Raw genomic sequence first — 5,562 nt, 5'->3', positions numbered from 1 at the left:
AATGAGACGAATCCTTCTGCGAAATATTTCACATTACGGATGTGATTTTTCGGTATATATGGTTTTGGCGCGCACTTACAAGGAAATTTGGTCGGTATAGCCCAATACCAGTTCCATCGCACTATCTGGATGGAAGATGCCTGCTATCTGCAAGATCTATTCGTCGACGAGGCTTCCCGGGGGCATGGGGTGGCTCGGGCACTCATTGAACGGGTAGCGCAATCGGCGCGAGAAAATAACGCTTCCCGATTCTACTGGCATACTCGTCAAGACAATACCACAGCTCGTTAGCTCTATGATAAGGTTGGCAATTACAAGGATTTCATTCGCTATGATTATCCGCTTGAGTAAAACCACTACTTTGTAATCTCAGATAAGATTGTTCCTAAATAATACTGTCCGATAGTTGAACAGGCTCCCGGAAATGCCGGCAGCCTGCTCTTCATGATACTATCGTTACCTATTAGTTCAGTCCATGGTTGTCGTCAATTATCCAATGAACAAGCAAGCACCATGAGGATCATCCGGACTGGATCATCTAATGGAAGCGAGACCGGCTCCGTCGTGCAAAGTAGGGCCATTTACCATTTCCCGTTCGAAAAATCCCTTCTGGCCGACGACGACGAGCAGTGCTCCGCACTCGGAAACAGCGCCACGAGCTGGGGGGCGAAATCGACATCGTGATTAAAAAGTCATCGCATGCTTTTCTGCATCCGATATACCCTTGCGAATAATTTCATCTGCTCGCTCTCGGTCAAAATCATGTCCTTCCACATATAATACTTCTAGATTATGAATACCTATGATGTTAAGCACTTGTTTTAAATACGGGTGACTATGATCCAATTTCGTTAAAGGTCCTTGCGAATAAATACCGCCGCTAACTTGAATATGAATGGCTTTTTTATCCATTAAATGTCCGACAGGACCATTTTCGGTGTAATGAAATGTTTTTCCGGCCACCACAATGGAATCGATAAATTCTTTTAATCGTGGTGGAATACTCCAGTTCCACATAGGAGATACAAATACGTATTTATCAGCGCTCGTTACTCGATCTATAAATTGATTTAAAGCATTGATTTTTTGCTGCTCGACTTGACTCAACTCTGAAAATGGCATTCCCCCTCGACGCATTTTCTCCCAACTGTTAAGGATATCGCGATCTACGATTGGAAATTCCTCTTCATATAAATTTATTTCCTGAATCTCATCATTTGCATGAGTTTCGCAATAAGCTTTAAGAAAAGCTTGTCCTACTCGATGACCAACTGAGTTTTCAATTGATTTTGGATTAGCAGTAATGTATAGAACTTGTGCCATGTTAAATCAAACGCTCCCTTTTCTTAAATTGATGAAATCCCAAATAAATGGCATTTTCTTTCTTTTAGCGTTGTTATATTTTGCAGCCAATCTTAAAGCAGCTTCTTTATTGTGTCAGGTCTTTTTGTCGCCATGGATAGAATTGGGATGACTCCATTGTTATTCTTGACAACATAAGAACGACGCCCTCACGCACGGGATAAATACGAAAAGCTACCAGGGGGCGCATTGAGATCTCAGCCGTCAGAATTGGCGAAGATATTATAATGACAGTCACTGACGACGGCTCAGGCATTTCTTGTGAGCGGCCGTTACATTCTTGTACTAAAATGTTTTTTCACAATCCCCCAAAGAATCCTACCCGTTAGCACCATAAAAAAGGAGTTGCCGCACCCGCAGCAACCCCATTCTTAAACTTGAGCACCTGTTAGCGAAACATGTCCCCTGATGCCGAGAAATATCATCTTAAGTTTATCGCCACTCAACAATCTCATCGAGATGTTGTCTTGTTTGTGGACGTTTGGGATCCTTTTGACGATATCCGAAAGCGACCATACAGGCTACACCGAAATCGTCGCCGTTAATGATACCCTCATTTTGTAAAATAGCGGTCAACTGCTTTTTATCAAAACCTTCGATCGGACAAGAATCAATACCGATTTGAGCCGCGGCTGTCATCATGTTTCCCAATGCTATATAGGTTTGTCTGATTGACCATTCAAAAATGAGACGGTCATTATCTTCGAGTTCTGTTTCGACGAAGAATTTGTAGAAATCGTACCAATCTTGCACAACTTCTTCAGGCATATGATGAATGTCTTTCCACATTTTGTTCACGTGAACCGAGTCAGGCCGTAAGCCTTCTTCTCTTCTGGCCAATATAACTACAAAATGGCTGGCAGTGGGCAGTTGTCCCGTGGCACCGCCAGATACAGGTTTCAATTTTTCGCGAAGAGCTGCATTCTGGATCACGACAAACTTCCACGGCTCGAAGCCAAATGAACTTGGAGACAGTCTTCCTGTCTCCAAAATAAAGTGAAAATCTTCATCCGAAATCTTTTTGTTGGCATCAAATGCCTTGCTAGCATGCCGAAAACGATAAGCTTTCAAAATTTCTTCCTTGGTCATTGTCATGTTATATTCTCCTTCTTAACTAACATTTAATATAGATGCATAGCTGCCCCATGTACAACAACCGCCTGCGTCTGCCTCATTAATCTGCTTCAGCTGCTCGCTCCGCCCACGGATATCCAATACTAAGCATCGCTTCTTCAGACTTGTTTTTACCATAATCGATTATTCTGCTCACAAATGTATGATGCAAAAATCGTTACAGTTTTTTTAGCTCTCGCAAAATTTCCTCCGGGCTTTGACGCTGCATGAAATTCGGATTGACATAAGCGGAGCGAATAATGGCGCTCTCATCAATCATGAAAGTAGCCGGAACCGGCAAAACCCATTTCGAGGTATTGTTGTACTCCGCAAGATCGACTCCGATACCTTCCATGAGTTCCCTTACTCCCTGCGGAACATCGAAGAGCAGATTGTACTTGGCCGTTACCAAGCCGTTCGGATCGCTAAGGACTTGAAATTCCAATCCTTCTTTTTCCTGAAGGGATAACGAATGATCCGGCTTTTGCGGGCTAATCGCTATAAGCTGCGCTCCTATCGCTTGGATTTCCGGCAATATCTGCTGGTAAGCCTTTAATTGCATATTGCAAAAAGGACACCATCCGCCGCGATAGAAGACCAGCACAACCGGCCCTTTCGCGAGCTCTTCAAATAAAACTACATCCCGGCCTAGTGCGTTTGTTAATTTAAAGTCCACCGCCTTTTCGCCTGGTTGCTTCCCAGAAGCGATCCCCGATTTCTGAAGTTCCTCAATCATTTGACCGATCTTGATCTGCGCTTCAATCGGTGCATTGGCCTTAAACTGCTGTGTGGCCACTTCCAGTTGTTTGGTTAAATTTTGGTTGCTCATCATTCTGAAACCTCCAATATCGAATGTAGCTTGATTATAATTCTAAAAAAATCGGAGTTCTGTAATGTAGTTTACAGTTCTCTATTTTATTTTTGAAATTGTGTAAAACGGCAGAACAATGTAATGTAGATGACAGATGCCGATGGTTGGCATGTTTATCTGTAAACTAAACCGCCAAGTACCATTGAGTTATCAGTCAATTTTATTTTGTCCTGGATGGCAGGAGAAAATTCGCTCAATTAAGATTATGAAGCTATGTGGTAAACTCGCCCGAATTTTAGTTGGTATGGCACGCACCGGTCAGGCGTACATCCCTCATAAAACACTGCCTCTTCAGCAAGCTGCTTAAACAACCATTGCGTTGCACATAGATTGGCTTATTCGCAGGATTTCAAAAAGAAAGCACGGAGTACCGGATACATTGAACCAAAGGGCACCGACCCGTAACGATAGCAAGACCGGCCTTCACTCCTTGGACAGGCGTAACGAATGAGAGGACAATGACCCGTTGAGACATGGGAGTGAAAACTCCAAGGAAGGCGTGGAGAATGCGTGCAGTATCTGGAAATGTCTGGGGCGACAACCTCCCCCTCTATTTCAGTACGCCCTCATGTCGCCAACGTCTTTAAACGGGTCGAACTTCCTGACTTCCCCCCCTATAAAAGGGGCGGAATCCTGCGAATAAGCGAGCATTCGCGAGAAAATTAAATTGTACCGAGGGAGTTCAACAAACTTCGTACGTGCTTTCCATTAAAGGTTACCCAAATGTTCTCCGTTAGAGTACAACAGGCTGCCTATTTGGCAGCCTGCTCATGATATTCCATATGTCTCCCAGATATTGCAATCAGGAGCGCGCGAGCCAATCCGCCAAACGGGTCGGCGCAATACGCGCTTTGCTGTCGTCCGCAGGAACGAGCGCGCTATCGTTCACTTGCCCGCCGAAGTAGCCTGCCTCGTTGTCCGTGACGACCTCGCGATTATCCCCAACCGCCTTCAAGGATTGGCGGACGAACTCGTCCATCCCGATCTTCTCGGGTCCGGCCAGGTCGACAATGCCGTTCACGGGCTCCGCCAGCGCGTATTCGGCCAAAGCCGCGCTCACATCCGCGGCCGCAATCGGCTGCATGGCGGCGGACGGCAAACGGACGGTTTGACCTTCCGTCGCCGTATAGGCGATGGTGCCGGCAAATTCGAAGAACTGCGTCGCTCTGACGATCGTGTAAGGAATCGTGGAAGCTTGGATCAGCTTCTCTTGGGAGACCTTGGCGTTGAAATAAGCATTTCCGGGCGAACGGTCCGTGCCGACGATCGATAGGGCGATATAGTGCTGCATGCCCGCGTTCGCCGCCTCGGCCAGCAGATTCTTGGTCGACGTATCGAAGAACGTCAGCACCGCTTGCTCTTCGAACGAAGGCGAGTTGGTGACGTCGACGACGACTTGCGCGCCGGCCAGCGCCGCAGCCAGCCCTTCGCCCGTTACCGAGTTGACGCCCAGGGACGGGGAAGCCGCCACCGCTTCATGCCCGAGATTGTTCAGGTTCTGTACGAGTCCTTTGCCGATAAGTCCGCTGCCGCCGATCACTACAATTTTCATGAGTTTCCTCCTGGATTTTAGCCCGTATCCGCTGGGCGATTAGGTTTAACATGGTGTATGGGTGTTTTTTTCTGACTCTCAGGCCTGCTCGATAGCCGCCTTCAATCGATCTTTCGGTTGCACTCCGACTATTTGGTTCACGACTTGCCCGTCTTTGAATATTAACAGGGTGGGGATACTCATGACGTTGTACTTGGCCGCGGATTCCGGATTATCGTCTACGTTAATTTTTACGATTTTGGCTTTATCGCCGATCTCGGCGGACAGTTCGTCCAGTACCGGAGCGATCATTTTACAAGATCCGCACCAAGGCGCCCAGAAATCGACGAGCACAGTGCCCGCTGCGGTCTCATTTTGGAAAGTAGCATCTGTTATCGGTTGAACTGACATGGCATATGCCTCCCTTAAGAATGATTGATTGATTCGTTATGCGAAAATATTAAGCGTGCTGCTCGGACAAGAACCTTTCTGCATCCAGCGCGGCCATACAGCCGCTGCCTGCCGACGTAATGGCTTGGCGGTAAATGCGGTCCTGCACGTCGCCGCAGGCGAAAACGCCATGTATGGCGGTTTGGGATGTGCCCGGAATGACTTGCAGATAACCGAGCTCATCGGTTGGCAGTTGCCCGCCTAAGAAGCCCGTATTCGGCGTGTGGCCGATCGC

At 47.0% G+C, this 5,562-nt stretch carries 6 protein-coding genes and 1 pseudogene; 1 reads left to right on the top strand and 6 read right to left on the bottom strand.

Going from position 1 to position 5,562, the window contains the following annotated elements; all coding sequences use genetic code 11:
- The first annotated feature begins 54 nt into the window (after positions 1 to 54).
- Positions 55 to 291 carry a GNAT family N-acetyltransferase gene (locus GC098_RS25430; protein ID WP_171646013.1) on the top strand — a complete coding sequence of 79 codons (237 nt, stop codon included), beginning with the start codon at positions 55 to 57 and terminating at the stop codon, positions 289 to 291.
- A gap of 393 nt (positions 292 to 684) precedes the next feature.
- Here the strand turns inward: GC098_RS25430 and GC098_RS25425 are convergent, their stop codons facing one another.
- From GC098_RS25425 to GC098_RS25395, 6 genes and pseudogenes are all read right to left on the bottom strand, one after another.
- The gene (locus GC098_RS25425; RefSeq protein ID WP_171646011.1) at positions 685 to 1,323 is read right to left on the bottom strand and encodes an FMN-dependent NADH-azoreductase; all 639 of its coding nucleotides are present in this window, start codon (positions 1,321 to 1,323) and stop codon (positions 685 to 687) included.
- Between the two features lie 471 nt (positions 1,324 to 1,794).
- Positions 1,795 to 2,457 (bottom strand): NAD(P)H-dependent oxidoreductase, encoded by a 663-nt coding sequence (locus tag GC098_RS25420; protein ID WP_171646010.1) that lies wholly within the window; start codon positions 2,455 to 2,457, stop codon positions 1,795 to 1,797.
- A 196-nt stretch (positions 2,458 to 2,653) separates the two neighbouring features.
- The gene (locus GC098_RS25410) at positions 2,654 to 3,307 is read right to left on the bottom strand and encodes a peroxiredoxin-like family protein (RefSeq protein ID WP_246358946.1); all 654 of its coding nucleotides are present in this window, start codon (positions 3,305 to 3,307) and stop codon (positions 2,654 to 2,656) included.
- An 841-nt stretch (positions 3,308 to 4,148) separates the two neighbouring features.
- Positions 4,149 to 4,898, bottom strand: coding sequence for an SDR family oxidoreductase (locus tag GC098_RS25405; protein ID WP_171646008.1), 750 nt, complete (start codon positions 4,896 to 4,898; stop codon positions 4,149 to 4,151).
- Positions 4,899 to 4,976: 78 nt separating this feature from the next.
- Positions 4,977 to 5,288: a thioredoxin gene (gene trxA / locus GC098_RS25400; protein WP_171646007.1), complete on the bottom strand. Its 312-nt coding sequence runs from the start codon at positions 5,286 to 5,288 to the stop codon at positions 4,977 to 4,979.
- 49 nt (positions 5,289 to 5,337) lie between these two features.
- Positions 5,338 to 5,562 (bottom strand): annotated as a pseudogene (locus GC098_RS25395) (thioredoxin-disulfide reductase); the annotation flags it as partial.

Source organism: Paenibacillus phytorum, from assembly GCF_013141715.1.
Classification (GTDB): domain Bacteria; phylum Bacillota; class Bacilli; order Paenibacillales; family NBRC-103111; genus Paenibacillus_E; species Paenibacillus_E phytorum.
The sequence above is the reverse complement of the archived record's forward strand: the minus strand, read 5'-3'. Positions and strand labels throughout refer to the sequence as shown.

What these genes read in the sequence shown, in the direction of transcription:
- GC098_RS25425 (WP_171646011.1), bottom strand. Translation starts at nt 1,323, where the DNA reads ATGGCACAAGTTCTATACATTACTGCTAATCCAAAATCAATTGAAAAC.
- trxA (WP_171646007.1), bottom strand. Translation starts at nt 5,288, where the DNA reads ATGTCAGTTCAACCGATAACAGATGCTACTTTCCAAAATGAGACCGCA.
- GC098_RS25420 (WP_171646010.1), bottom strand. Translation starts at nt 2,457, where the DNA reads ATGACAATGACCAAGGAAGAAATTTTGAAAGCTTATCGTTTTCGGCAT.
- GC098_RS25405 (WP_171646008.1), bottom strand. Translation starts at nt 4,898, where the DNA reads ATGAAAATTGTAGTGATCGGCGGCAGCGGACTTATCGGCAAAGGACTC.
- GC098_RS25410 (WP_246358946.1), bottom strand. Translation starts at nt 3,307, where the DNA reads ATGATGAGCAACCAAAATTTAACCAAACAACTGGAAGTGGCCACACAG.